Source organism: Myxococcales bacterium, from assembly GCA_016716835.1.
GTDB lineage: Bacteria > Myxococcota_A > Polyangia > Haliangiales > Haliangiaceae > JADJUW01.
In genome coordinates, this window is sequence record JADJUW010000001.1 from 1,274,716 (window position 1) to 1,300,783 (window position 26,068).

Below are 26,068 nucleotides of genomic sequence, written 5' to 3' on the forward strand. Positions count from 1 at the left end.
CCATCGCGAGCGAGGCCAGCTTGGTCCGGGGTTATGAGATACGCTCTAGCATGATTGCGCCGTCTACGGCCATTCGTTATCGTTGGCCAATGCGCCGCACGCCACATTCCCTGGCACCCGACATGGATGACAGCGTGCCGCCGTACGGCCGACGGTCGCGCGACTCAAGCCTCACCGGCGTCGAATCGCGCAGCATCGCGATTACCGGGGCCCACACCTCACTTGGCGCCGAACTGATCGCGCGCCTCGACGCTGACGACCGCTACGATCGCATCTTCGCGCTGGACATCGAGCCGCCCGCCGCGCGCACCCAGCTCGTGCGCACGGAATTTGTCCACCTCGATCTCACCGAGCCCGGCGTCGACGGCAGCCTGGCGACGCTGCTTTCGACCCAGCACATCGATACCGTCGTGCATGCCGCCTTTACCGACGTGCCGCGCCACGACCCCAACTATGCCCATGAGCTCGAAGACGTCGGCACCATGCACGTGCTCAATGCCTGCGCGGGCGCGCAGACCGCGCGCCTCGTCGTGGCATCGTCGACCTTGGTCTATGGCGCCAGTCCTGACAATCCCAACTTCTTGACCGAAGACGCCGAGCTGCGCGGTGAGCTGCACGGGCCCTATATCGCGAGCAAGGTGCGGGCCGAACGCCAGGTCATGCGATTTGCCGTGGAGCATCCCGAGTGTGCCGTGTCGCTGCTGCGCTTTGCGCCGGTGCTCGGGCCTTCGGTGCGCAATCTATTCACCCGTTTCTTCGCCAAGCCGTGGGCCCCCGTCTTGCTTGGCCGAGATCCCCTCATGCAATTCCTTCATGAGCGCGATGCTATCACCGCCTTGCAGCGCGCCGTCGATGCCGGCGCGACGGGGCCAATCAACATCGTTGGCAAGGGCGTGCTGCCCTACACCACCGTGCTGGCGATGATGGGTCGCGTGCCGGTTTACCTGCCGCCACCGCTGCTTCGCAGCGCGACCCGACTGCTGTGGGCCTCGCACATTGCCCGTGCCCCCGCCGACCTCTTGCCGTATTTGCGGTATCCGTGTGTCGCCGATGGCACGCGCGGTCGCGCCGCCTTGGGCTTTTCGCCGCAGCTCAACATCCGTCGGACGATCTTGGATTTTCTCGGGCTGGCACCGGAAGATGGCGCCACCGACGTGGCACAATCGGTGGGCTAGCGATGACCAACCCTCCTTTCGACGAAGCGGGTACCACCGACGCACCTATCGACGACGAATCGCTGGGCGAGGAGGAGTCGGCCGACGACGACATGTATCTCGGCGGCGAGGCCGCGCTGCCGCCTGGCGAGTACGGCACCAAGCACGCCGGCTGGACCATGCTTAGCGAGGGGGCCACCGCGTGGAACGAACTCAACCGGCGCGTCAACGCCCTTGGCACCCCCGCGTTTCCTCTCGACGTGCGCCGCGTGCTTGGGTGGAACAATGTCAGCGCGGCGTGGCGCGCGCTCGCGATGCGCGGGCGGTCGAGCGTCGTCGACGACTTTGGCCGCGATCCGCAGGCAACCGCGCGTTGGGAGCGCCGGCTCGAGTGGCTCTATCGCCATTACTTTCGCGTCGCGGTCACCGGCATGGAGCATGTGCCCGCCACCGGCCCTGCGATATTGGTCGCCAATCACGGCGGCCTGTTGCCCCTCGATAGCGTTTTGCTCATGCACGCGATTCGCCGCGAACACCCGGCCGGGCGCGATGCCCGTCCGCTCATCGAAGACGAATTTTTTCATATGCCGTTCATTGGCTCTCGCTTAGCGGCCATGGGCGCGGTGCGCGCGCACCCGCAAAACGGCGAACGCCTGCTGCGCCGGGGCGAGCTGGTGGTGGTGTTCCCCGAAGGCGTCAAGGGCACCGAGAAGACGTGGCGCCAGCGCTACCAGCTGGCGCGCTTTGGCCGCGGCGGTTTTGTACGGCTCGCGATGCGGATGGGCGTGCCCGTGTTGCCGGTCGCGATCGTCGGCAGCGACGATGCCAATCCTCAGCTGTTTCGCATCAACGCGCTGCAAAACATCTTCGGCGGCCCCAGCATCCCCGTCACGCCAACCTTCCCGCTGCTTGGCCCGCTGGGACTCTTGCCGTTGCCAACCTCGTGGCGCATCGCGATTGGCGAGCCCATTACGATGCCCGCGGCCGCCGCCGACGACCGCATTTTTGTCTCGCGCATGACCGATACCATTCGCAAAAAACTGCAGGCGCAACTCGATGCCTTAGTAACGCGGCTGTAACTTGCCACGATGGGCGCGATTACGGGGGTGTCAGCGCGACGCTCGACACTAGATTGCGGCCGCCGTGCTTGGCGGCATAAAGTTGTTCATCGGCGCGCCGCATGATTTCGTCCGCGGACTTCACATCGCCTTGCATGGCCACGACGCCAACCGAGATCGTGATCGTCATCGCGACGTCGTCGTAGCGAAAGGGTGCGTCGGCGACGAGCTGGCGAATTTTTTCGCCAAACAAGCACGCGTTGGCCAGATCAATTTCAGGCAAGAGCACCGCGAACTCTTCGCCACCGACGCGGGCAAAGACATCCTCGCGGCGGATGTTGCCCCGCACCAGCTGCGCCAATTGCTTGAGCACGGCGTCGCCGGCGAGGTGCCCGTAGGTGTCATTAATGTGCTTGAAGTAATCGACGTCAAACATGACGAGCGAGAGCTGCCGCCGATATCGCCTGGCGCGGCCGACCTCGCGGATGAGCGTGTCGTGGAAGTGGCGCTGGTTGAAGATCTGCGTCAGCCCATCGACCGAGCTCATGCGATAAATTTCTTCGTGGTAGGCATTTTCGATGTTGCCGCTGGCGAGAAATTTAAAGATGCAGCGTCCAACTTTGATGATGTCGCCATCGGCCAGGATGTGCTCCTTGACCCGCTGATCGTTGACATAGGTGCCGTTGGTCGAATCGAGGTCGCGCAGCACATGGGCGCCACCGGCCGACACGACCTTGCAGTGCTTGCGCGACACGGCCTCGCTGTCAATTTGGATCTGGCTGCGGGCCAGGCGCCCCATGGCGAGTTCTTTGTCGGTGAGCGAAAAGCGGCGGCCGAGCTCAAGCCCATGTAGCACCACCAAGCAGGCCCCCTTGGCGCCCTCCATTTCTGGCAGCGCGGACACGTCCGTCCGCTTAGTAACCTCCCGCTCCTTATCCCTCACGACGCGCGGTCATACCGTAGGGCGCAGGTTGGTTTCTAGCCCAGGGGCCAGCATATTCCCCCGGCGCCCGGCCGCGTTACTGCGTGCTGCAGACGATGGCAGCCTCGGTCAACGCGCAAACGGCGGCCGACTGTAGTTCATAACGTCCGCCTACCACGCGATACTCGTGGCGCATGACCCGCGCGTCCGAAAGGCGCCAAATACCCTGCAAGCGCATCGGGCTCTCATCGTTTTCAACCACCGCCAACGTCGCGCCTGCCACCTCGCCAACGAAGTGTGGACACGCCAAACCCGCGGCTGTCGACGCCGCTCCCTTGTACAATTGCCAGTAGCAGTTGCCCAGGTCATCACAGGCGCGCCGATCCGCTATCGCCACATCTATGCCGCCGTCGCCGTCGAAATCGCGATCGGAACGCACCCACTGCGGCGCCGGCGTGCCGCCGTGCGAAGTAAGCTCGGCCGCGCAGGCATCGTCGGTGTCTAAGTAAACCACGCCCAGCGGCAATTCGCTGGCGCTCCCGGCCACCTCGGCGTTGCCAATCACCGCACGCGGTCCAGACGCGCGCTGGCAGGCCACGACGCTGCCGAGTGCCAACACCAACGGCAGCACCGGCAAGCCTCGAGGCCATCGTCTTTTCATGCGCGGTCGACTATACCGCAAAACGCACGCCGAGGCCGCCCGCCTCGGCCGCATCGCCCGCGCCGCCACGCAGCAGCGCGTGGGCGCGTTGCTTGGCGTCTTCGACCCCGGGCTGATCGAAGGCATTTACGCCGTAGAGCGCCCCGGCATAGGCGCAAGCGGCCTCGCAAACCATCATGAACGCGCCGAGATTTTCTGGCGTCACGGCACCAAACGATACGGACGCGAGCGGTCGGCCTTTCGCGGCCAGCGACGCGATGGTGCCGCGCCGCGAGGCCGTCATCAGCGCCGACATAGGCTTGCCGGCGAACGCGGGGTCGCCCCATGCCGCTGCCATTACCGGCGGGAGTTGCACCATCGGGTTGGCTGCCTCAGACGACGGGACATCGACGACGATATATGCCTTATCATCGGGCCCTTCGGCAAACAGCTGCAACAACGAGTGCTGATCGGTCGTGCCGCGGCAAATGAGCGGCGTCGCGCCAAGCCCGCGCTTGCCCAGGCTCTCCGCCCATAGCTGGGTAAACCATGCACCTAGCTCACCCAAGAGATCCGAATACATCATCATCGCCACGACGCCGCGCCCGGCGACGCGGTCTTGTTCATATAACCAGGCCGCGAGGGCGAGGGCCAAATTGCTGCCCTCCTGGGCCGGCTTTGCCGCAACGCTCGGCAAGACCCGCGCTGCACCTTGCAGCACCTTGACCACATCAAGTCCGGCGAGGGAAAGTGGCGCAAGGCCAACCGCCGACAACGCCGAGAAACGTCCCCCGACGTTGGTGGGCACGGGAAGTGCCAACAGGCTATGCTGCGACGCAAACGCGCGCAGCGGCCCCGCGAGAGGATCCGTAATCACCACCACGTGCGCTCGCCACGCGTCGCCGAGTTCGCGTTGCAGCCAGGCCACGGCGATCGCGAGCTGAGCCGTGGTCTCCATGGTTTGGCCGGATTTTGAAATCGCGCATACGATGGTCGAGGCCGCCGGGTGGGCGTGCAACGTCGGCACGAACACGGCGGGATCGATGTTGTCGCAAACTGATAAACGCACCGGGTTGCGATCTCCTAGCGGTCCCATCATGCCGAGCGCGGTGGCGATGGCCTTGCATCCCAAGCTCGAGCCACCCGTGCCCAGCACGACCACATGTCGCGGCGCGCGCAAGGCTGCGTTGCGCCCTACCGCCTCGGCCAAATCGGTCGCCCACGCGTGCTCGTGGGGCAACGTCCAGAACCCGTGCGCGCCTGCCAGCCTTGACTCGGTCACCGCCGCAAAGGTGTCGCTGAGCATCTCGGCCGAGAGGCTTGTGCGCGGAATATCCAAAACCAAGCCAGGCATGGCGCGACGCTACAGTGATCGCGTCAACGTCGCAATCCCCGCGCGGCCAGCGTGTGGGCGCGCAACGTATGCTACGCTGCCGCGCAATGCGTAGCCCTTCTCCTGCCTCCCTCTTATCGTCATGTCGTTCGGTGTGGCTGGCGCTCGTCGTCACCGCCGCGGCCACGGCCACCTTCGCAACCCACGCGAATGCCCAACCTACGGCGGCCTCCTCGGCTGAGGTGCTCAACGAGGAAGGCAAGCAGCTGCTCTACGACAACAAGCCGAGCGAGGCAGCGGCCAAGTTTCGTCTCGCGATCGCGATCTCCCCGGAGGGACGTTTCTACTACAATCTTTGCGTCGCGCAGTTTCAAGAAGGCAAGTTCGGCGAGGCGATTGCCTCCTGCGACAGCGTCGCGCCCAATGGCGCCGATGCAGCGCTCAACGAAAAAGTTGCCAAATTCAAGACAAAGATTTCCGATGAGATGGCGCGCCAAGGCCTCACGCCAACGCCGGTAACCCCCGTCGCGCCCGCAGATCCTACGAATCCGGTGAATCCCACCTACCCAACACCGCCCACGGGCTCGCCGGTGGTTGGCGCCCCGCCGCCTCCGCCGACGGCCGCGCGTCCGAGCCTCGCCAAGAGCTATATGTGGTCGCTTGGCGGCCTGGTGTTCGTGCCGGTTGGCACGAACGTTGGCATGCACGACAACGACTACGATGCCGGCGTTGGCCTGCAGATCAATTCGGATTTTACGCTCCACAAGCCGATGGGCGCTGGCGTCCAGGCCTTCTTGAGCTACATCTCGTTGCCGTCGGCAGACTCATTTACCGACCCAATGTCGATCGTCGAACTAGGCGTTTCAGGTTACAAAAATTTCTGCGGCGGCGCTATTTGTGTCACCCCACGGCTTGGCGTGCTGATTGCGGATTTCGATCCAGGCAATGCCTATAATTCGCTGTATATCGGCGAGACCTATCAGACCTGGGGCGTCACCGCTGAGCTAGCAGCGGGCCTAGCGGTCGGCGCCAAGAAGGACGGGTTGATTTACGCGCAGGCCGCCTTTCGACAGTTTGCCGGCAGCAACGCCGAGGGCTCGGATACGTTTGGCCTCGACGACAACATGACCATGTCGTTTTTCGGCATCGGCTACGCGCGGCGGTTTGCGAAGGCGTGGAATGAGACGCCATCGGCCTTTACGTGGCGCCTCGAATAGCGCGCCAAATCGGCGCTTTTTATGGCGTCCACCACCCGCAAAAACCGTCGGCGAACGCGCCAAGGTGGCGGCAATCTGCTAGGGTTCCACGGCTTATTCTAGCTTGGGCTAGATAGGCTCATTAGGGAGCATAGAGATGTCAGGAAAAACCGCCAAGCTTAGTCTGCCCGATGGGCGCGACGTCACCCTGCCCGTGATCGTTGGCAGCGAACAAGAGCCCGCCGTCGACATCCGCTCGCTGCGTAGCGACAGCGGCTACGTCACGCTCGACAGTGGCTATATGAACACTGGCGCCACCACCAGCGCCATCACCTATCTCGACGGCGAGCAGGGGATCTTGCGCTATCGCGGCATCCCGATCGAAGAGCTGGCCGAAAAGTCGACGTTTGTCGAAACCAGCTACCTGCTAATCAACGGCAAGCTGCCTACCAAGTCGGAACTCGAGACGTTCTCTAAGGAACTTACCTACCACAGCCTCATCCACGAGGACATGCTGCATTTTTTCAATGGCTTCCCGCCCACCAGCCATCCGATGGCGGTGCTCTCTAGCATGGTCACCTCGCTCTCGGCGTACTACCCCGACTGCCTCGACCGCGATTCGCCCAACTCGCTGCACATCACGCGCGCGTTGTCGAAGATCCGCACCATCGCGGCGTTTAGCCACAAGAAGAGCATCGGCCAGCCGGTCATGTATCCGCGCAACGCGCTCAACTACTGCGCCAACTTCTTGCACATGATGTTCGCCGTGCCGGCCGAGGACTATGTCCCCGATCCGATCATGGTCAAAGCCGTCAATCAGCTTCTCATCTTGCACGCCGACCACGAGCAAAACTGCTCCACCTCGACGGTGCGCATGGTGGGCTCGTCGGGCGCCAATCTCTATGCCTCTATCGCCGCCGGCATTTTGGCACTGTGGGGGCCGCTCCATGGGGGCGCCAACCAAGCCGTCATCGAGATGCTCGAGGAAATCCAAGGCCAAGGCGGCGACGTCAAGACGTTTATCAACGACGTCAAAGACAAGAAGAATAATCGCCGCCTGATGGGCTTTGGCCACCGCGTCTATAAAAATTACGACCCGCGCGCCAAGATCCTCAAGAACATGTGCGACGAGCTCTTTGTCCATCTAAAGGTCAAAGACCCTTTGCTCGATCTCGCCAAGGAGATGGAGGCGGTGGCGCTCAAGGACGAGTATTTCTTGTCCAAGAAGCTCTACCCCAACGTCGACTTCTATAGCGGCATTCTCTACAAGGCGATGGGCATTCCGACCAACATGTTTACGGTGATGTTCGCCATCGGCCGCATGCCGGGTTGGATTGCACACTGGAAAGAAATGGTCGACGACCCGACCACCAAGATCGGCCGCCCGCGGCAAATCTACACCGGGCCAACCTCGCAGGCCTACGTGCCCATCGAGAAGCGCTCGTAGGCCTGCCCATGCCAACCACCGCGGCGGCCACGACCTCGACGCATACGACCGACGGCATCACCGTCTCGGTCAAGTCGGCGTTCCTGGCGGAACAATCAGCGCCGCAGCTCGGACGGTTTGTCTTCGCCTACACCATCACCATTTCCAATAGCGGCACGGCGTCGGCGCAATTGCAGACGCGACACTGGGTAATTACCGATGGCCGCGGCGAGATTCAGGAAGTGCGTGGCCCGGGCGTCGTCGGCGAGACGCCGCATCTAGAGCCAGGACAAGCCTTTCGCTATACGTCGGGCTGCATCTTGGCAACCCCGGTCGGCGTCATGCACGGCAGCTATCAGATGGTGACCGACGAGGGTCGCGTTTTTGACGTCACGATTGCCCCATTTTCGTTGCTTAGCCCCTGGGCCGGCCATCAGGATGAGCTCAACTAGTGTAATTACATATAGTTACGAGTTTCTGAACATTTCCGCAAAGCCTTTAGTAAACTGGGGCGTCTGATAAGTAACCGTGACGACCCGTGAATCTGCCATCGCCGAGCTGCTGGTGGGCAAAGCCCAAGCTGGCGATAGGCGCGCGTTTGACGAGCTCGTGGCACGCTATCGCACCCGCATCTATGCGCTGGCGCTGCACATGACCGGCAGCGCTAGCGACGCCGACGACGTCACGCAAGACGTGTTTATGAAGGCGTATCGCGCACTCGGGCAATTTGCCGGCAAGAGCGAGTTTTTCACCTGGCTCTACCGTATCGCGCTCAACCAGTGTCTCACCACGCGGCGCCGCAGCGGGCGCATGATTCCCACCGACGATACGCGGCTTTCGTTGGCGCTTGAGGTCGACGCCGATGGCGATCCATGGCGCGCCATCGATTTGCGGCGCACGTATCGGCAGCTCATCACGGCCTTTGACGGGCTGCCGCCCGACATCAAGACCGCGGTCACGCTGGTCATCTTGCAGGGCTTCTCCCATGCCGAATGCGCCGTCATTATGAACTGCGCGGAAGGCACCATCTCGTGGCGCATCCACCAAGCGCGGCAACGCCTGCGCAAGCAGCTCGCGAGCGAGACCAAGCGGCGCGGCGAGGCCGAGGCGCCGCCACTTTCGCTAATTGACGGCCTTTTGGCTTAAACGCCCAAAATGCGCGAAATGCCCGCCGAGATCGGGCCCAGGCGCCGCACGTGGATGTGATATCTAGTGGATCGTGCACACAGCGGTTCTCGGCGCGGTCGATGCGGGCTCCAACGCCATTCGCGTGGTGGTGGCCGAGGTCAAGGGCGGTGTGATCCGCAAGCTCGAGCTGGAGCGGCTGGAGGTTCGGCTGGGCGCTGGCGCATTCACCCGCCGCCGGCTCGACCGCGACACCATGGATGCCGCGGTGGACGCCTTTAAACGCTGCCGTGAAATGTTTGACCGCCACGGCGTCACCGCCTATCGCGCCGTCGCGACCAGCGCGGTGCGCGATGCCAGCAATGCCGAAGCCCTGCGCCATCGCATCATGCGAGAGGCGCAAATCGAGCTGAGCGTTATCGACGGCGAAGAAGAGGCCCGCCTGGTCCGCGCCGCGGTGGCGCGCACGCTGGGCGACGCCTGCCCGCCCTGCATCATCGACTTGGGTGGCGGCAGCCTTGAGATCAACGCCAAGCTGCCCGGTGAAGCCAAATGGCGCGGCGTTTCGTTGCCGGTGGGCACGGTGCGCATGCTCGAGATGTTCGGCATTGGCGACAAGGTCTCCGACGCAGAGGCGGCGATGGTCCGCCGCTACACCGTGACGTCGCTCAAGGCGGCGCTCGGGTCGGAGCTGCCCGTGCTTGGCGCGGCGGCGATTTGCGGCGGCAACGCCGAGGCCCTCACCAAGATTTTCGGGCTCGCCGGCGCCTTGCCGTCGCTGACGTTGCACGCGCTCGAGGCCGCCCTGCCCGATATTCTTGGCGCCACCGTCGCCGAGCGGATGGCGCGCTATCAGATTCGCAAAGACCGCGCCGACGTGCTTAGCATGGCCTCGCTCATCTTTGCCGTGGTGGGCCGTCAGCTGGGCATCACCGAATTCATCTCGCCCGGCGTTGGCCTGCGCGATGCGGTGCTGTTTGAGCTGTGCGATGCGGTGGCCGACGAAAAGGTCAAGGCGGTCGAGGCCACCGACCAGGCGCTGCTCACCGCGGCGCGCGATTTTTCGCACCGCATGGGCCACGACATTCGCCATAGCGAACACGTGCGAGAGCTAGCGCGCTCGCTCTTTGTCCAGACGCGCGATCTGCACCAGCTCGACGATAGCCAACTCGTCTTGCTGGAGGTGGCGGCGATCCTTCATGACATTGGTGAGGTGGTACATTCTCGCGGCCACCACAAGCACAGCGAATACCTAATTCGCACCGGGCGCATTGCGGGCCTCGACGGCGAACGCCGCGACATCGTCGCCGCCATCGCGCGTTGCCATCGCAAGACGGCAAGCGATGCCCGCAAGATCCTGGCAGAGCTGCCGCTGTTGCGCGAGGGGCGTGCCATCGCGCGCAAACTCGCCGGCATCCTCCGCCTCGCTGATGGCCTCGACTACGACCACCGCCAAGCCGTCGAGTCGCTCGTGGTTAGCAAGCAGCGCAACGTCCTCACCATCGATCTCTTCACCACCGCGGATGCGCGCGCCTTTAAGCCAGAAGAAATGCTGCGCAAGGCGGACTTGCTCGCCGATGAATTCGAAGTCAAGCTCGAGCTGCTGCGGGCCAAGGTCAAGAAACGCACCGAACCGCGCGCCGCGACGCCGGTATAAATTCACTCGCCGAGGCTTAAAATGCCTGGAGAAACCCGGCCGTGATGCGGCCAGGAAAGCCGCCGTGGTAGGTCTCAAGCGGCAGCGCCCAGTCGATGCGCAAGACCTCGGTGGAGGTCTGCGGAATCAGCACCCGCATGCCGACCCCGACATCTTGATACAGCTTCATGTCGCTGAAGGTCGCCGCCGCGCCACCTAGGTCGTAGAACCCGACGCCGCCGACGCGCAAAAAGCCAACATCAACTGGCTTCGTGCGAAACTCCGCCGACCATTGCAACCGCCGCGGGCCGGTGAATTGGCCGGTCTCATAGCCGCGCAGGCCGGTGTCGCCACCGACTTCGTAAAAGCGATTTTGCGTGTCCTCGAACAAGGTGGCGACGCGAACCTTGGTGACAAAGCGCCCGGGGCCAGTGGTCGGCAACACCGCCCACATTTCCGTCGCGACGCCATTGTCGATGGCATCGCCGTGCTCGTACCGCGTCTCCGCGCTGGCCGATACGCGCAACAACCCGTCGGCCGCGAGGCGCCAGGCATAGGAGCCCGAGATGGTGCCCCGCGCATAGCTTACGTCCGAGCCGAACGCCTCGACGGTGGCGCCGACCTCGGCGGACAAGGTCGGGCCGAAGCGGAAATCCTCGCCGACATCAAAAGTTTCGACGTTGCGAATCGTTTGGTAGTCAGGCTCGAACATGTCGTAGCCGACGAACGGCTCGTTGGCGAATTCAGAGCGCGGGAACACGTTGTCGATGAACGATTGCGCGACCTCTGGATCGTCCGGCCGTAGGCGTTCGAAGCGCGCGCGGCGCGAGGCGACCTGCACCCCCCACGTGAGGCGATGGACAAAGTCATCATAGTCGCCCAGCCGGCGGGCCGCGTAGGAGCGCAGTTTAAAGCGCGTATAGCGGTATTCCCAAGACACCGCATCGTCGATCTCGGTCTCGGGTGCGTCATAGGTTCGGAGACGCCCCGCGATAAATGATCGCGCGACGTAGTCGCGTTGTGACCAGACCAGGCCATAACTCCACGACGTCGCCAACGAGAAAAATGGACGCGATAGATCGACCTCGCTGTAGGACCCCTCGCGCGCGCCGCTGCTGCGCCCAAACACGGGCCCCCCAGTAGCGGCGAGATTATAGCGTTTGCCCGCGACGTTCTTATCGACCCAAAAAGGGCCGACGTAGAAGTCACTCTCGTTCATCTCGATGACGACCGACGCCAGCTTGCGCAGGCCCAGCGCATTATTCTCCGAAATGGAACCGCGCAGATACGACAGCCGCCCACCCTGCAAGCGAAAATCCGAATTGGCGCGCAGGCTCCAGATGTCGCGCGTGACGATCAGAACGTCCACCGTGCCGGGCTCGTCGGACTTGACGGCTGTCGCGATGGCGACCGAGGAAAAGCGCGGATCGCGAAAATTGCGGACCGTTTCATAGAGCAGCTTGTCGCTCCACACCATGCCCGGCATGATAACGGACTCGGTCGCGATGGCACGGGCCTTGGTCGTAACGTGGAAGCGATTAAACCAGCGCAGAAAGCGCCCATCGGACTTCACGAACACATCGAGATTGTGCACCAGCACGCGCCGCACGCGCTTGCCAGCGGGCTCGGGCTCGAGCTCGACGCGCTTGGCCGCCAGCGCGGCCTTTAAGGCTTGACGCTCGAGGCTGCCAAGCGTTTTTACGAAGCAGTCGCCATAGCAGGCGTCGCCGGGCTCGCTGGGGGCGCTAGGCTCGTCCGCGTGCGCGTCGCCGGCGACCTGGGCCACCATGACCATCAGCACGAGCAAGGCGCGCCGGGGAACGCTGTGACAATAGGGCGTGAGCATGGGACGGCGCCGCCTTATTGTACGCCAGATCTACGCCCGTTTGGCAAACGTCACGCGCGGATGGTTGGCTAGATCGTGGCGCGTCGCGGCAGGTGTATAGCCACCGTGGGCATCGATCAGGCGTGCCACCGCCGCGCCCTGATCAAAGCCGTGCTCGAGCGCCAGCAGGCCACCCGGTTGCAAGCGGGGATGGGCCTGGGCGATGAGGCGCCCGAAGAGCACCAGGCCATCGTCGCCACCGTCGAGCGCCAACCGCGGTTCGCGGCGGACGTCGGCCGCCAGCCCGGCGATATCGCCGCTAGGTATATAAGGTAGGTTCGCGACGATGGCGTCAAAGACCTCGTCGGCGGCGGGTGCGAGCAAGTCGCCTATGCGAAACGAGATGCGATCCGCGCAGCCATGCTGGGCGGCGTTGGCCGCGGCGACGGCGAGCGCCTCGGGCGAGATGTCGATGCCGACGCAGCGGCTGGCTGGTCGTTCGAGCGCCAACGTGATAATCACCGCGCCTGAGCCAACACCAACCTCCGCGATGCGCCACGGCGCCTGCTTGTCTGCCAAGGCGTCGAGCGCGGTCTCGACTAAGACCTCGGTATCGTGGCGCGGCACCAGCACGGCCGGCGTGACCGCGAAGGTCCGCGACCAAAATTCCTGCGTGCCGAGCAAGTAGGCAAGCGGCGCGCCGGCGAGCCGCTGCTTTATGAGGTCGCGAATGCGCGCCAGCTCGTCGGCCGATAACGGCCGGTCAAAGCCGGTGTAGAGCTGCATCTTATTGCAACCCAGGCCATGCGCGACGAGCAACTGCGCCTCCAGGCGCGGCGTCTCGAGCCCGGCGTCGCCAAAGCGCTTGCTCGTCCAATCGAGCACCGCCAATGTCGTCCACGGCTCGCTCATCGCGGCGCCTGGCGCGCCAAAACCGCGTTGATGCGGTCGATGCCGACGGCTAAGCGGCGCGCGTCGACGGCGGTGAAGCACAGGCGCGCAAACCCGGCGTAGGCCGCGCCAAATGCCGAGCCTGGCGCGAGCATGACGCCCGCCTCGGCAAAATTTTCGAGCACGTTCATGCCGTCCTGCCCTGCGCACCACGGCCTAAGATCGAGAAAGAGATAGGTGCTGCCGTGAGGCAATCGACTCGGGACCGATAACGTTGCCGCCGCGGCGTGGGCCGCCGCGAGGTATTCTTCACGCGCCTGCGCGAGGAATTCGTCGCCCGCGCGCATCGCGGCCAAGGCGGCGCGCTGCAGCGCCTGCGGCACGTTGTAGACCGTGTAATTTGAGATCTTCCGCAACGCCGCGATGACGTCATCTGGGCCCACCACATAGCCCAGTCGCAGGCCCGCCATGCCGTAGCTCTTTGAAAACGAAAACACGGTGAGCGTGCGCGCGGCCGCCTCGGGCAGCGAGCCGATGCTCACGTGCTGGCCGCGATACACATAGTGCTCATAGACCTCGTCGGCCAAGATCCAAAGTTGATGCGCCTGAGCGAACTGCGCGATTTGGCGCAGCTGCGCTTCGTCGTAGACATAGCCGTCGGGGTTATTCGGCGTCCCGAGATAAATCGCCTTGGTGCGCGGCGACAGCCCCGAGGCGAGCCGCGCGGCGATAGCGTCGTCACCGCTCAATTCCCCGGCGAGCAAGGCCTGCGAGACATCGACTTCCACGGGCACCACCTGATGCGCCTGCGCGATGCCACTAATGAGCGGCCAATGCGGCGACAGCACGAGCAACTCGTCGCCCGGATTGAGCAAGGTCGCGACCGCGCACGACAAGCCATGCGTGGCGCCGCACGTAACCTGCACGCCCGCCGACGAAATCTGCAGCTTATTTTGCTGCCTCACTTTTTCGGCGATGGCGTCAATTAGTGGCGGCCAACCCGCGGGGGCCGCATAGGCATAGAGCTCTCGCGCCTGCGCCTCGGCGGCATCGGCCGCGGTAAACCCCTGCTGCCCAAGGCGCGCCGCGAGCGGGGGATCGCGGTACGTATCGCCAATTTGCAGCGAGATTGCGTCGCCCGAAAATCGCGCCAAGCGTTCGTAGAGCCGCGAAAAAATCGAAGGCGGCAGCGAGGCCGCGGCGAGAGAAAGTGGCGGCAACGATGGCATGCGTGGCCATGGTAGCATGGAGCATTTTGGTCTAACTTGCGGCGGTGGAGAATTCTCCGGCCCCGCTGCTGCCTGCGCCGAGAGCCGCCGAGTGGCTGATCATCGCGCTGATGGGGGCGGCGTTGTTCTTGCCAGGCCTTGGGCGTTACTCCTTGGTCGATCCGTGGGAGACGCACTATGCCGAGGTGGCGCGGCGCATGGTGGCGGATGACGACTACGTCCGCACGCAATGGTCCGACGAGGGCTTTCGCAGCAAGCCCGTTCTCACATTCTGGTTGATGAGCGCCAGCATGCACGCGGCGGGGGTTGGCGGCGAAGGCGCCTACGACGGCGAAATGGCGGCGACCGATGCGCCGACGCGCGCGGTGCGCCTGCCCTTTGCCATCTGCGGCCTGCTCGGCCTGCTCGCGCTTTGGTATTCCTTGCGCCGCACGGTCGGGCGGCCGGTGGCGTGGGCCGCGTTTGCCGTCGTCGCAACCTCGCCGTTCTATTTGCTCGTCGCGCGCCAGGCGATTACCGACATGACCATGGTCGCGGCGCTCACCGGCGCGATCGCGGCATTTGTGCTCGCGCAGGAGGCCGGCGAAACGCCGCTGCCAACTCGCCGCGTGTGGCGCTGGCATCTGCATGCGGGCCATGTCGCGCTGGCGTTGCTTGTCGCATTTACCGCCTGGCAGGCGTACTTGCTCGCGACCTACCCAAGCGCGCATGCCACCGCGCTGCGGCAGGTGTCGCTTGGCGGTTCGCGGATCGAGATCTCGGTGGTGCTGCGGACGCTAGCGATCGCGATGATGGCGGGGCTCGGCTTATTGTTCATTGGTAGGCGCGTCACCACGGTGCGTCAGCTCGCCATGCTGGTATTTTTTGCGCTGCTTGGCGTGTCGATTTTGGGCAAGGGCTTGCCGGCCTTTGGCGTCGCGGGCCTGGTCGCGGCGATCGCCGTCTTGACCATGGGGCGCTGGCGCCGCCTCTTTGCCGGCGACTACGAGCTGTGGCGCGGCTTTCTCTTGGTGGTGCTCATTGCCGTGCCATGGCACTACGGCATGTATGCCGCCGAAGGGCCGCTCTTTTACTCTGAATACGTCGGCACGCATTTGCTGGGGCGCGCGTTTAGCGGCGTCTTTGGCGAGCGCGGCACGTTTGTCTTTTACATCAAGCAACTCGGCCTTGGCCTGTTTCCGTGGATCGCGCTGGTGCCGTTTGCACTCGGCATGGCGACGCGCCTCACGCTGCAGACGCGCGAGCATCGCGTCATGGTGACGTATGGCATCTGGGCAGCGGTCGCGGTGGCATTTTTCGCGATGGTGCAGACTAAGTTTCACCACTATATCTTGCCCGCGGTGCCGCCGCTGGGCGTCTTGATCGCGTGGAGCGTTTGTCAAGCGTGGCAAGCGCGGCGTGCGCTGCCCCTGATTCTTGTCGGCATCGGCGGCGCGTGGGCGGTGTTGGTCGCAAACGACCTCATGGCCGACCCCGCGATGTGGATAGAGATGTTCGTATTTCGTTTTGATCGCCCGTGGCCGCTCGCCGCGCCGTGGAGCATCGACCCAAGCGACCGCATCTTTGCGGTGGGCCTGCTCTCACTTGTGCTGCTGCTGATCGCGGGGCTGGTGCGACGCGCCGCCCGGCCAGCCATCGCCGCTTTTTTTGCGCTGGCGATCGCGCAAGCGGGGTGGCTTGCGCATGGCTATATGAAGGACGCCGGCACGCATTGGGGCATGCGCGATGCCATGCGCGCCTACTATGCCGAGCGCGACATCTATGGCGCCGAGCTGGTTTATTTTTCGCCACAACAACTCGCGCGCGAATGGCAAGGGCGCACGTCGTGGACCTTGCCGACCGTGGTGCCCGCGCACGTGACCATCGGCCAGCCGATGGCGATTCGCATCGCGCTGCGCGGCGAGGGTGCGCAGCAATGGGTCTTGCCGGCGCATGTGGTTAGCCTATCGCCGCACGCGATTGATTTGCAGCTGGTCGCGCCCGCGCTGGCGGACCAGGCGTTCGCCTCATGGCACGCCGCGCTGGCCAAGGGACAGCAGCTCCTAGCCGCGCGCACCTCCGATTGCGTGCCGGCCACCCGCAAGGGCGCACCATGCGCCGCACCTGCCGCGCCAATTCGCTTGGTCGACGCCAGCCGCTTGCTCGCCTGGGCATTATATTGGCGCGGCGAGCATTTCTGGACAAGCGACGTAATCTACGGCCCGCTGCCGTCCTATCAAACCTCGTCGGGTCAGAGCACCGAAGCTTCGTATCTCACCAACTATCTAAGCGACCCCAGCCGCGCCACCGCCGGTCGCACGTATTTCATTTTGTCCGAAGCGCGCCACGCCGGCACCGCACAAGGCGCCATGCCCACCGACGTCAGCAAGGCAACGTTCCGCAAGCTCAACACCGATAGCAATAAATTCACGTTGTCGATGTTTACGTTGTAGCGGTGCGCCGCGGCCGCGATAACCGCTTGCATGAGCCCGCCCGCAGCTCAGCCTGCCGTGGTACGCTACCACCTGCCCATGAGAGCGCTCGCCTGGATCGCCGTCACCGTATTTTGGTCGCTGGTGACGGGCTTTGCCCATGCGACGAGCGCGCACGCTTGGACCTGCTCAGCGATCCTGGTGGCCAGCTATGCGGTCGTCTTTGAGACCTATGACCGGCGTTGGCGCGGCGCGCGGCATGGCCTGCCACGTGCCGCCGGCCTGCTCGCGTTGACGACGCTGATCGCGGTCGGCCTGGTTCACCTCGCCTACACCCGTTGGTTTGGAAATTACCAGCCGCGCATGTGGTACGAGAATTTCGTCATCGACTACCTAGGCGGATGGGTCCATCTCGTCGTCGCGATGTGGCTGACCAGGCGCCCCGCCCGCGCGCTGCAGATTTCCGTTTGAGTCATTGGGCGTCGCTGGTAGCCTCGCCGCATGCAAGGCTGCATGATTGGCGCATTGGTGGCAACGCTGGCGGCTTGCGGCACAACGCGCACGTTGGCAGGACCGGCCGCAGAGGCAGGTCCTCGTCGAGGCAAGCTCGTCAAATTTCATCCGCGCAACCTGCTCGACGTGGTGCGGACAATCTCGGTAGACGCCCCTGATGGCGCCGTTGTGCTCCACCATGGCGACGCCCACCACGGCGGCGGTAGTTTCTTGGCGACCAACCATGAGGAGCTCAGGTTCATGGCTGATCGCTGGGCCCTGCCACCCATGCCAACGGTGGACTTCGCCACCCATTTGGTCGTCGGCATAACCTATGAAAGCAATCCGTGCCGCAAGCAGGTGAGAGGCTTGGCGCTTTCCGCCTCCAGCACCTTAGAAGTTAAGCATCACGCCGACGCACCGGGACCCGATGGCGAGGCCATCATGTGCACCGACCTTGCCATGTCTCACTGCCTCGTCATTGCCATCCCCCTCGACTTTCTGCCGCGCTCGTTCACGGCCACGACCATTGAAATGGCAGAAGACTTGGCGAACGACACCCGACCCTGGCGTGGCTATGCCTTCGAGCTGCCGGCATCATAATTGGACGTGGGGACGACCCTCAAGCAGTTCGACGGGCGACGCATTGATAGCTTCAGCGCGACGCACGGCCAGTTACATTAGACAAGATGGTTGGCGGCCGTCCAACCATCTTGTCTAGCCGCGACGTCCGCTGACACGCCATGCGCGATCGAACTCGCCAGCGCGGTCGGTTTCGAGCAGCGCGTCAAATTCTCGCAACGTGCGCCGGATCGCCTTTGGGTCAATAATGTCGTTTGACGTCAACAGCATCTCGACGTCGGCAACATCTTGGGTTCGCGCGGCGATCATTTTATAGATAATCAGGTCACTCAACCCCACCACCGGGATGGCGACGCCAAAGAGCTTTCGTCGCTTCGCATTGCGTGCGGCGCGAAGTTCAAACTCCTGCATTGCAAAACTAATGTCGATCGGAACGCCCGTGGGCTGGTGGACTACGAGCAACACAAGGTTTTGCTCGGCAAATGCCGCCGCATTTTTGATTCGCGGCGCGAAGCCATACGCCTTAGCTGCGGCGAGCAACTTAGCTGCCGCGGTTGGCCCGGTTGGCACCCACGCCAGATCGATATCTTGCGTGGTGCGAGCCTGGCCATGCGCGATGACAGCCATGCCGCCAATGACGGAGTACGGCTGACCGACGGTGTCGAGCCACGCAACTAGATCTTTGATCGCCTGGCTAAATCCCGGTTGTACAGCGGATGCCGCCCCGCCCGTTTTGCGAATTCGACCCACAGCGCGCGCACCGGGAGCGCTCTTTCTTCGTGCAATTTTCGTTGGTTTGGGTTTTGAAGAGTTGCCCATGTCGCGCTCAGTAAGCTTGCCGCAGTTTGTTGAGACTTGATCGAGCTTTGGACCTTGCGGGTAAGCTTCGCAACGTTTGCGTGCGCCCGCAGCCAGCCCTCGACGGTCTTAGGATTAAATGACCGCATGACAACCCGACTCTACCACGCCACGAGGGAGCACGCGCATGATCTCGCGGATTCAATTATGCCCAAGGCGTTAGCCCGCGGCGGCTTTGACCGACAGCACGAGCGTCATTGGGTTTTTGGGCGAGGCGCGGAACCCATAGCGCTCGCAGAAGGCTTTTGCCTCCTCGGATATCGCATGTACCAAGACGCCGCGAATGCCCATGATCGCCGCGGCCTGCACGGTGCGCAAGACGGCGTCCTGCAAGAGAGCGACGCCCAGGCCCTTGCCCTGCCATCGGTGATCAACGGCGAGCCTTCCAAGCACGATCATCGGAACCGGATCGGGCATGTTACGGCGTATCGCACCTGGCGCTTGGAATAGATCGAGCGCACCAGAGGCGAGGCAGTAGTAGCCGACGACGACCTGCGGCAGGCTGGCTACCACATAGGTGCGAGACGCGCCACTCGCTTGATTCGCAATGTAGCCGTGTCAGCCGGTACGCTGACGTGCAGGCCACCATCTCGCATTTGCGTCGCGACGCTCGCGATTGCATGCGATTGCCGCGAGGCACCGATAGCGCTGCCCGGCAAATGTGGCTAGCCTCCGCCCCATGAAGTGGGATTCCAGCTATGTCGTGTCGCGGCAGCTCATCATCAAGATCGCGCCCGACGGGGATTTTCACGTCGGCACGTCGATGTCGCGCGAGCTGCACGCGATCAGCCAAGACGTCATGCCGGTGTTGCAGGCCTTCCACCGCCCGCGCACGCCCAAGGAGGTCGCCGCGCTGCTCGCCGCGGACTATGAAATTTCGCCCGAAGAGCTCATGGCGACGCTGAATGACTTGGTGCGGATGGAGGCGCTGACCCCCGCGGATGACGCGGCCCCAACCGCACAAACCGACGAACGTTTTGGCTCCGCCCTGACCCACTACTTCATGCTCAACGACGCCGAGCGCGTGCTTTCCTACAAGATGGCGATCGAGCAAGCGGCCAAAGATAAGGTGGTGGTGGAGATCGGCTGTGGCACTGGCATTTTATCGCTGATCGCGGCGCAGGCGGGCGCCAAGCACGTCTACGCCATCGAAGAGGCCGCCATCGCGGACGTCGCGCAAGAGATGTTTGAGGTCAACGGCATGGCCGATCGCATCACCTTGGTGCGCGGCAACAGCCTCAATGTCCGCCTGCCCGAGCGCGCCGATCTGCTCATTCACGAGATCATCGGCACCGACCCCATCGATGAAAATATCTTGCCGGTCATCGACGATGCCCGCCAAAAACTGCTGCGCGCCGGCGGTCAACTCCTGCCACACAGGCCGGATATTTTTGCGATTGGCTATGAGTCCGATACCAACATGCGCGTCGCCCCCGACATCTTTGAGCTCTCGACGTTAGATTACCAACAGCGCTACAACCTCAACTTCGAACCCTTGGCCAAGGCCCTAAAAAAGGCGGTGCCACCGCAGGCCGTGCGGCCGACGCTCAACGCGGGGGAGCGCATGTTTCCGCTCGGCAATTTTCGCACCGCCGAGCACTTGCTTTGCAGCCTCGACCTCACCCAGCCGATTTGGCCCCAGCTGCCCAATGGCGCGACAAAATTCCCCTTGCACGTTACCCGCAACGGCTTCCTCAGCGGCGCGTTTGTGTACTTTCGGGCACACCTGCACGGTGCCATTACGGTTGGCAATCGCCCCTTCATGCCGCTCAACAGCTGGACGTTTAGTTGGCATGGCTTTGAGCCACGGGCCGTCCGCGCCGGCGATGTCGTAGGCGCGCAGTTTGCCATCTCCCAGGACCTGCAAAACATGTCGTGTCAGCTTTCGCTGGTCGCTTAGGCGCGCCGCGCGGGCTGGGGAGTAAAGGCGCCAGCATCGACAAAGCGCCCCCGATAGAACGTTCTCAGAGACAGCCAAAAGTATCTATTGCCCCTACTGCCCTAGTGCCGAGGGGGCGGCCTCAGGTGGCATGCGTTATGCACTTACGCTTGGGATGTCGGCATTTCGCAACCCAACGCTCGCCAGCTATATCCTGGTATCGGCTTCGTTGCTCGCCGCGCCGAGTACCCAGGCAAACCCCAGGAAGTCAGCGGCACGGGCCAAGGTCGCCGTCACCACCCGGTTGCCAAAAGACGTCCAGGCCAAGGGAGCAAGGCTCAAGGCCGGCGCGCAGAAGCTTGCGCAAACACGGCTCGGCAAGGGCACTTATTTGGTCGGCGGTGGGTTGGGTGGGTTTCCCGCTCGTCGCGATCGCGAACGACATATCGTCAGCGATGGCAGCGTGTTTCGAACGGTCGACATTTCTCAGCTACACCCAAACTTCAACGCAAACGATTTAATTCTCGCCGTCGCAGAAACCGACCAGGCTCCGCAAATTGCGATGTTTGAAAGGCTGCCAGATGGCGCATTGCGAAAGCTTTCTCCAAGTGAACTAAAGGCACACAAGTCACGACGGGAGCTGCCTTCGCGCGAGCTTCTAGAGTTTACGATTCCCCTGGACCATCCATGGGCAACCCGCCCACCCGCCGGGAAAATTCCTTTCAAGATTGCGAGTCAAGACGAAGCCGGTTTTGACTTAGTCGGGCCCGATGCCCCCGCCAACGAAAATGTGTTCCAGGGCTTCAAGGGAAAAATCGTCGGTGGCGGCAGTAAACCGTGGAAAGAGGCATCCGCCCGGGCTATCGCCGTCGCGATGTCAAAGGTTTCACCAATTGCGATGCACTACTTGAAGCGGGTCAGCGCCCACACAGGAAGCTTTGGCGCCGCACCCATCGTGATGCCATCGATTGAAGTCGCGTTAGACGCTACCGGCGCCAAGCGAGCCGAACCGATTGGGACTATGGTCGACTCAAATACAACGTACGCGAATGCGCCAGGCAAACAACTTCGCCCCATGCTCCGTTTGTATACGGGCGCAGATGGCCAGCTCGACTCGGCCGTGCCGACGCGCCTAGAAATCTATGCCTTGGGAACGCTCGCGTTCTGGGATTTTGATCATAGCGCGATGAGCGTAGCGATTGCGCTAGATGCGCCTGCCGAGGGGATACCCGCCAAGGCCGGCCTGCCGGAAATCCACGCGGCCTTGGTAGCGAAATGGAAGACGTCGCCCGCCGCGTTCGCCAAGAGCCATCCGCACTACAACGAATTTCTCGAGGCTGCCTTCTCGCGTCAGATGTTTGAGTCGACTCAACCCGACTTTTAGTGGCTAACCTCGCCCAGCGTGTCATGCGGCGCACATCACGCCCGTAGGCATTATCTACCTAAAATTCCCGTTCGAGCTGATTCCCTAAGCGAGAATACGAACCTGGTCGCCGTCTCAATTAGCATCGGCGCGCTAGGTCCTCGTGGCCGGTTTGGGCAGTGCAGTCTTGCGGCACGCCGGCAATCGCTTTAGGTTCGTCCTGATGAAAACATCCTTTCTGCTACCTTTCATCTTCGGGCAGGTGCTCGGCACGTTCGCTTGTGGCGACAACGACATGGACCCTCCGATAGAGGCAACCGAGCGTTTTGTCGGGCAGTGGTTGATATCCGAGACCGAACCGCACGCACTCTATGGAGAATCCCTGTTTCGCTTCGCCGCCGACGGTTCGGTTGCGATGATTTGGGATGCGGGACTTTACGGCGAGATGCATTCGCAAGGCCACGTGCGCCATCCAAGTGACGACCTTGACGCCCCTGTATGCTTCTTTGGCGCGGGCTGGCGCAGTATTGGAAGCGAGCGCATGGTGATCGATGGGGCGTGTTCGGATAACATCCCACGCCCCATTGAGCTCTATTTTGTGTCCGATGCCGCGGCCAATTCAGCCGGGGCTACCGTTGAGATCGTCAACGTCGGTGGGGAAACGGGATGGCTCCCGCCGCGATGGGGTTGGACGTTCAAGAAGTGTCAACGCATCAATAGCTCACCGGGGGATTGCGGTGCCTTGACTGATGGATGAGGTCGCGAGAGCACATAGCGCTTCCGCCGTGGTTATGGGAATACCTAGTGGCGGCGGGCTGGGCAGTTGGGGCGCGATTCCGCTAATGGCGCGAAACATTGCGCAGGCGGCTAAAAGGGTCCCCGCCGCAGTAGGATGGCTGCCATCGTCGCTATGAAGGACAACCTCAGGCAGGGTTGTCAAGGCGAGCTGCCACGCCGCCCCAACGCGAGCCACTGCATCTTCGTGCAGCGCAGCCGCCGCTTCGTAGCGTAGCTCGAGATTGGTCGTCATCGACGCCGGGTCGACCAACCCCAAGTTTGCGTAAACTGGGTCTCCTTCGCGCCTTGCCCAGGTGGCAAACCACACCCCGCGCGCGCTTGCTGCGTGGGTCGCATCGGCAAGCAGTGTTGCGTGCTCGTCAAAATTCTCGGTTTGCATCAACGGTTCTAGGCTCTGCCCTTGCAACACGACGACATCAAAGTTTCCAGACTCAATAAGAGTCCGCGCGCCGGTTGTCGACCAGTGATCAGCAAGCCGCGCGCCACCAGGAGCGACCGATTCCACATCAAACGCATAGCCGGGCGTTGCAGCCGCGAGTGCTTGCACCACAGCTGGCAGATCATTGACATAGGTGTAGCTATTTCCGACAAAAAGGACCCGGTGCGAAATTGGGATGGGGCCATCATCGCTTCCGTCCACAATCGTAGCGGGCGCATCGGGGGCGACCTGCGCATCGCGGAGCGTACAGCACCCAAGCAGCACGCCGAGCAGCGCGATTGTTGTTCGTAGATTTGGCTGCATGAGGTCTCGGGGCAATGCACCCTATCGCCCGTGTGTCTGGGCACGCAAGCGGGAAGCACTCCGGCGCCGTCCGAGATGTGCCTAGCTCGTCTGTGGGATTGATGTTTGCAGAAAACGATCCCGGGGCGGTCCAACGCCTCCCACGGTAGGAGGTTGGCTTTTTACCCCGCCGGATCTGCCGCCCATATCGGCCGGTCAGCGCCACATTGATAGACCGCGGGCGGGGGTGATGCGTGCAATGAAAGTGCTATGATACATGCCATGGGTCCGCTGCCACTCGCCATCGCCGCCACGCGACGGCGCCTGCAATGGCAGCAGACCTTTGAAATCGCAGCGATTACCCTGCTTGCGGCGAGTTTTATCGCGCCGGTGGTGGTCTTTGCCCATCGCATGACATGGCTGGGGCGCGGCGCGGCACTGGCCATCCTCGCCGTCGGGGCCCTATTTGCGGTTGGTGGGCTACTGTGGGCAAAACTGCGACATCTAAGTGACCACCACGTCGCGAGACGTATCGATGACAGCCATGGGCTTGCTGATCGCGTAAGCAACGCGGTGGCGTTCGAGGACTCACTCTCCGACGCGCGCCGGGCGGCGATCGACAGCGAAACCATCGGGCTGATGCATGCGGCGATTGCGGACGGCCGAGCCGCCGCGGCCACGGTCGACGCGAGGCGCGCTGCGCCCTATGCGATGCCGCGCCATGGCCGCGCCGCGCTTGCCTTTGCCGCAGCGGCCGCGCTGCTTTCGAGCATCGGCGTACCGACTATCGATCGCGGGCCGCTGTTGGTATCGGTGCAGCCCGCTAACGCCGCACCTGGCGCTGAAGTCACGCTGGTGGGCACACGCCTTGGCAATGGCGCGGTTGGGAGCACGGTTAGTATTGGCGGCCAGACCGCCAACGTCCTGGAATGGTCAGGCGACAAGATCTTGCTCAAGGTCGCGACGCAGACGCCGCTCGGCGCCGCAAAAATCGAACTCACTACGCCGCTTGGGCGCGACGACAGGCTGACACTCAATGTCGTCGATGCCCGCGACGCGCGCTACTTTTCGCCCGAGGCGGTCGTGCTATCGCCCGAAGAAAAAGAATACATCGCGGGCCTCATCACGCGGCTCAAACAAATTGCGCAAGACGAGCGTGCCCCCGAGTTAGCCGCCTTTGCCGACGCCATCGCGACCATGGTCGCTGCCACCGAGCGCGGTGAGGTCACCAAGGAGCAGCTGCTCGACGCCCTTCGCCGCGCCGAGGAAGAGCTCGCGGCTGGCGCCGAGCCCTCCCCGACCGATGTCGATCAGGCGCTCGCGCAAACTGGCGCCGCCTTGAGCAAATCCGCCATGACGAAGACGCTTGGGCAAGCCCTCGCCAAGGGAGACCTAGCCAAGGCCGAGCAGGAATTCGACAAGCTCGCCGAGCAGCTCGACAAGGACCAACTCTCGCCCGCACAAAAAGATGAGCTCGCCAAGGCCCTCGATGAAGCGGCGAAGGCGTTTGCCAAAAAGGACGAGGCCAAGGACGCCGCCGCGGCAGACAAGGTCGAGCAGGCCAAACAGGCCGTGCGGCGACTTGAAAAAGAAAAGCAAGACGCCAAATCGCCGGCCCAGCAGGCCGACAAAGAGCGCCGCCTCGTAAAGGCGAAGCGCGAGCTCGAGCGTCTCGAAAAACAACAAGCCGAAGAGCAGGCGTCACAGCAGCGCCGCGCGCTCAAGCGCCTGCACAAAGACATGGAAAAGGTCGCCGAGGACTTGGCGCAAAGGCCGGACAAACCTGAGCAAGGCGATCCAAAAGACGGCAAAGATCCTGATAAGCAAGCGGGCGGGCCCGGCGATAAGCCAGATGACCCAGATGGCAAAGCCGGCGGCGACGAAGGCGAAAATGAGGGCGAGCAGGCCTCCGAGGGCAAATCGCCCGCCTCGCGCAAGCTGCGAGACGCCGCGCGCGAGACCGGCCGCGTCGATCGCGACAAGCGCAAGCAAGCCGCGGCGGGCAAGGCGACGTCGCAAATGGACGATCTGCGTGAGGCCTTGCGTCGCGCCAAGCAGCGCGGAGGCGGCAAGGGGCCGCAAAACCCTTTTGGCAAAAAGGAATCCGAGTTTGCGCGGCGCGCGGCGGCGGCGCGACGCGGACAAGGCCAGGGTCAAGGACAGGGACAAGGCCAAGGCGGCACGCAGCCGGGGCAAGGCGGCGCGCCCGGACAAGGCGGCACTCAGCCTGGGCAAGGCAACAGCGACTATGGCGACGGCCACGATCCAGATTTTGCCGGCGCCGCCACCAGCGTCTCGGGTGACACCAAAGATCAAGACCTCCAAGGGCTGCACGGCAAGGGGCCATCGCGTCGCGAGACCATCTTGGCCGCGGCGCAAAAAGGCTTTGCCAGCGCGGCCTATAAGCCGGTGTACGCCGATTATCAAAAAATTGTCGAAGAGGTAATGCGCAATGAAAACGTTCCGTCGGCTTATCGCCACTACGTAAAGCGCTATTTCGATTCCATCAAGCCCCGCTAACGCGATCGC

At 63.2% G+C, this 26,068-nt stretch carries 23 protein-coding genes; 14 read left to right on the plus strand and 9 right to left on the minus strand.

The genetic code is table 11. The annotated features are described in order from the left end of the window. Window positions 1-89 precede the first annotated feature (89 nt). Together IPL79_05705 and IPL79_05710 are read left to right on the plus strand one after the other, a co-directional pair. On the plus strand, window positions 90-1,175 hold the full coding sequence (locus tag IPL79_05705) for an NAD-dependent epimerase/dehydratase family protein (GenBank protein ID MBK9070480.1): 1,086 nt from the start codon (window positions 90-92) through the stop codon (window positions 1,173-1,175). 2 nt (window positions 1,176-1,177) lie between these two features. Next, the gene (locus tag IPL79_05710; GenBank protein ID MBK9070481.1) at window positions 1,178-2,233 is read left to right on the plus strand and encodes an acyltransferase family protein; all 1,056 of its coding nucleotides are present in this window, start codon (window positions 1,178-1,180) and stop codon (window positions 2,231-2,233) included. Window positions 2,234-2,252: 19 nt separating this feature from the next. On the opposite strand, the gene IPL79_05715 is transcribed toward IPL79_05710, so the two are convergent. From IPL79_05715 to IPL79_05725, 3 genes are all read right to left on the minus strand, one after another. After that, entirely contained in the window at window positions 2,253-3,116 is an 864-nt protein-coding gene (locus tag IPL79_05715) for a GGDEF domain-containing protein (GenBank protein MBK9070482.1), read from the minus strand. A gap of 115 nt (window positions 3,117-3,231) precedes the next feature. Continuing rightward, window positions 3,232-3,795, minus strand: a complete 564-nt coding sequence (locus IPL79_05720; protein ID MBK9070483.1) for a hypothetical protein — start codon at window positions 3,793-3,795, stop codon at window positions 3,232-3,234. Window positions 3,796-3,805: 10 nt separating this feature from the next. Further along, a complete protein-coding gene (locus IPL79_05725) occupies window positions 3,806-5,128 on the minus strand; it encodes a glucose-6-phosphate isomerase (GenBank protein MBK9070484.1) in 1,323 nt (440 codons plus the stop codon). A gap of 86 nt (window positions 5,129-5,214) precedes the next feature. Between IPL79_05725 and IPL79_05730 the strand changes: the two genes are divergently transcribed. From IPL79_05730 to IPL79_05750, 5 genes are all read left to right on the plus strand, one after another. Then, a complete protein-coding gene (locus IPL79_05730) occupies window positions 5,215-6,324 on the plus strand; it encodes a hypothetical protein (GenBank protein MBK9070485.1) in 1,110 nt (369 codons plus the stop codon). Between the two features lie 136 nt (window positions 6,325-6,460). Then, window positions 6,461-7,750, plus strand: a complete 1,290-nt coding sequence (locus IPL79_05735) for a citrate synthase (protein MBK9070486.1) — start codon at window positions 6,461-6,463, stop codon at window positions 7,748-7,750. A gap of 8 nt (window positions 7,751-7,758) precedes the next feature. Then, entirely contained in the window at window positions 7,759-8,181 is a 423-nt protein-coding gene (gene apaG, locus IPL79_05740) for a Co2+/Mg2+ efflux protein ApaG (protein MBK9070487.1), read from the plus strand. 76 nt (window positions 8,182-8,257) lie between these two features. After that, on the plus strand, window positions 8,258-8,875 hold the full coding sequence (locus tag IPL79_05745; protein ID MBK9070488.1) for a sigma-70 family RNA polymerase sigma factor: 618 nt from the start codon (window positions 8,258-8,260) through the stop codon (window positions 8,873-8,875). Between the two features lie 73 nt (window positions 8,876-8,948). Further along, a complete protein-coding gene (locus tag IPL79_05750; GenBank protein ID MBK9070489.1) occupies window positions 8,949-10,511 on the plus strand; it encodes a Ppx/GppA family phosphatase in 1,563 nt (520 codons plus the stop codon). Between the two features lie 16 nt (window positions 10,512-10,527). Here the strand turns inward: IPL79_05750 and IPL79_05755 are convergent, their stop codons facing one another. The 3 genes from IPL79_05755 to IPL79_05765 are packed head-to-tail and all read right to left on the minus strand — an operon-like array spanning window position 10,528 to window position 14,435. Further along, window positions 10,528-12,336, minus strand: coding sequence for a hypothetical protein (locus IPL79_05755; GenBank protein MBK9070490.1), 1,809 nt, complete (start codon window positions 12,334-12,336; stop codon window positions 10,528-10,530). Between the two features lie 30 nt (window positions 12,337-12,366). Then, on the minus strand, window positions 12,367-13,227 hold the full coding sequence (gene prmC, locus IPL79_05760) for a peptide chain release factor N(5)-glutamine methyltransferase (protein ID MBK9070491.1): 861 nt from the start codon (window positions 13,225-13,227) through the stop codon (window positions 12,367-12,369). Next, on the minus strand, window positions 13,224-14,435 hold the full coding sequence (locus IPL79_05765) for a pyridoxal phosphate-dependent aminotransferase (GenBank protein MBK9070492.1): 1,212 nt from the start codon (window positions 14,433-14,435) through the stop codon (window positions 13,224-13,226). Before IPL79_05765 ends, prmC begins: the two co-directional genes overlap by 4 nt. A gap of 44 nt (window positions 14,436-14,479) precedes the next feature. Between IPL79_05765 and IPL79_05770 the strand changes: the two genes are divergently transcribed. The 3 genes from IPL79_05770 (at window position 14,480) to IPL79_05780 (ending at window position 17,941) form a co-directional block, all read left to right on the plus strand. After that, window positions 14,480-16,867, plus strand: a complete 2,388-nt coding sequence (locus tag IPL79_05770; protein ID MBK9070493.1) for a glycosyltransferase family 39 protein — start codon at window positions 14,480-14,482, stop codon at window positions 16,865-16,867. A gap of 78 nt (window positions 16,868-16,945) precedes the next feature. Continuing rightward, a complete protein-coding gene (locus IPL79_05775) occupies window positions 16,946-17,317 on the plus strand; it encodes a hypothetical protein (GenBank protein MBK9070494.1) in 372 nt (123 codons plus the stop codon). A 42-nt stretch (window positions 17,318-17,359) separates the two neighbouring features. Then, window positions 17,360-17,941, plus strand: a complete 582-nt coding sequence (locus IPL79_05780) for a hypothetical protein (GenBank protein ID MBK9070495.1) — start codon at window positions 17,360-17,362, stop codon at window positions 17,939-17,941. 114 nt (window positions 17,942-18,055) lie between these two features. Here IPL79_05780 and IPL79_05785 read toward each other — a convergent pair whose 3' ends face one another. Both IPL79_05785 and IPL79_05790 read right to left on the minus strand, forming a co-directional pair. Beyond that, a complete protein-coding gene (locus IPL79_05785; protein MBK9070496.1) occupies window positions 18,056-18,670 on the minus strand; it encodes a nucleotidyl transferase AbiEii/AbiGii toxin family protein in 615 nt (204 codons plus the stop codon). Window positions 18,671-18,937: 267 nt separating this feature from the next. Then, the gene (locus IPL79_05790) at window positions 18,938-19,327 is read right to left on the minus strand and encodes a GNAT family N-acetyltransferase (protein MBK9070497.1); all 390 of its coding nucleotides are present in this window, start codon (window positions 19,325-19,327) and stop codon (window positions 18,938-18,940) included. A gap of 130 nt (window positions 19,328-19,457) precedes the next feature. Between IPL79_05790 and IPL79_05795 the strand changes: the two genes are divergently transcribed. The 3 genes from IPL79_05795 (at window position 19,458) to IPL79_05805 (ending at window position 22,777) form a co-directional block, all read left to right on the plus strand. Continuing rightward, entirely contained in the window at window positions 19,458-20,678 is a 1,221-nt protein-coding gene (locus IPL79_05795) for a 50S ribosomal protein L11 methyltransferase (protein MBK9070498.1), read from the plus strand. A gap of 154 nt (window positions 20,679-20,832) precedes the next feature. Beyond that, window positions 20,833-22,041, plus strand: coding sequence for a hypothetical protein (locus IPL79_05800; protein MBK9070499.1), 1,209 nt, complete (start codon window positions 20,833-20,835; stop codon window positions 22,039-22,041). Between the two features lie 202 nt (window positions 22,042-22,243). Next, window positions 22,244-22,777: a hypothetical protein gene (locus IPL79_05805; protein ID MBK9070500.1), complete on the plus strand. Its 534-nt coding sequence runs from the start codon at window positions 22,244-22,246 to the stop codon at window positions 22,775-22,777. Here IPL79_05805 and IPL79_05810 read toward each other — a convergent pair. Continuing rightward, the gene (locus IPL79_05810) at window positions 22,742-23,560 is read right to left on the minus strand and encodes an SGNH/GDSL hydrolase family protein (GenBank protein ID MBK9070501.1); all 819 of its coding nucleotides are present in this window, start codon (window positions 23,558-23,560) and stop codon (window positions 22,742-22,744) included. The genes IPL79_05805 and IPL79_05810 overlap by 36 nt on opposite strands. Before the next feature lie 261 nt (window positions 23,561-23,821). Here IPL79_05810 and IPL79_05815 point away from each other — a divergent pair, with 261 nt between their 5' ends. After that, a complete protein-coding gene (locus IPL79_05815) occupies window positions 23,822-26,059 on the plus strand; it encodes a hypothetical protein (GenBank protein MBK9070502.1) in 2,238 nt (745 codons plus the stop codon). Window positions 26,060-26,068 lie beyond the last annotated feature (9 nt).